Genomic DNA, 1186 nt, shown 5'->3' with positions numbered 1-1186 from the left:
CTACCCAACTTAAAAGATCAAAAGTGGGAAATCACGGTATTGGCTCTTGGAGCAACCCTGTTCTCAACCTTCTTCATCGGCTTTGTTCTTTATGGCCTTTGTATGCTGATCGGCATACAGTTTGATTTGGTTTACTGCTTGCTATTTGGCGCATTAATCTCGCCTACCGACCCGATTGCCGTTCTAGCTATCGTTAAAAAGTTAGATGCACCTAAACGTATCTCGACACAGATCGAAGGGGAGTCACTATTCAATGATGGCTTCGGCTTGGTTATTTTCGTCACGCTTTTCACCATTGCATTTGGCTCAGAAGCCCCAACAGTCGGTAGCGTCACTCTACTCTTCATCCAAGAAGCGATTGGCGGGATCGTCTATGGCTTTCTATTGGGCTTAGTATTCCACTACCTAATCAGTGCTACTGACGATCACTCAATGGAGCTACTACTTACCATCGGTGTTCCTACAGCAGGTTACGCATTTGCTGAGTACATTCATGTTTCAGGCCCACTTGCGATGGTGGTGTCGGGAATTATGATCGGTAACTGGACGCGCTTTATTGGCTTCTCTAAAGAGAGTGAAGACCACCTAGACCACTTCTGGGAGTTAGTAGATGAGTTCCTAAACGGCGTGCTATTCCTATTAATTGGTATGTCGATGCTGCTATTTAAATTCCATGAAGAAGACTGGATCATGATGGCAATTGCAGTCCCTCTGGTGCTAGCCTCTCGCTATCTCAGCGTCTTTATCTCATACATAGGCTTTAAACGTTACAGAAAATACAACCCATGGTCAGTAAAAATTTTGACTTGGGGTGGCCTACGTGGCGGCCTAGCGCTAGCAATGGCACTTTCAATTCCATCAGGAATTTGGGTGGTTCAAGACAAGCTGATCGATGTAAAAGAGATCATCCTTGTAATGACCTATTCGGTTGTGGTGTTCTCTATCCTTATTCAAGGTTCAACCATTACACCAATGATTGAAAAGGCGAAAGCTGAAGAAAAAAAGATGGAAGATGAAAAGCTAGCTCAAAGCTCTTTAGCAGAACAAAGAGAACAAACTGAAGCCTAATTCCATTCTCCCCATATTTAAAAAGCAGCCTTAGGGCTGCTTTTTTATGCTCTAAAATTCGAAGACTTCACCAACAATATTATCTAGAAACCTCGCCGTTCTACTCTCCTCAGAGCGA

Annotated in this window: 1 protein-coding gene; it reads left to right on the top strand. The window is 43.8% G+C overall.

All coding sequences use genetic code 11. The features are described 5' to 3' along the window. A partial coding sequence (locus R7O13_RS24315; RefSeq protein ID WP_318304862.1) for a sodium:proton antiporter occupies window positions 1–1068 on the top strand: 1068 nt, incomplete at its 5' end. Window positions 1069–1186 lie beyond the last annotated feature (118 nt).

This window comes from Vibrio sp. Y176 (assembly GCF_033438945.1).
This window is presented reverse-complemented; position numbering and strand designations above follow the sequence as displayed.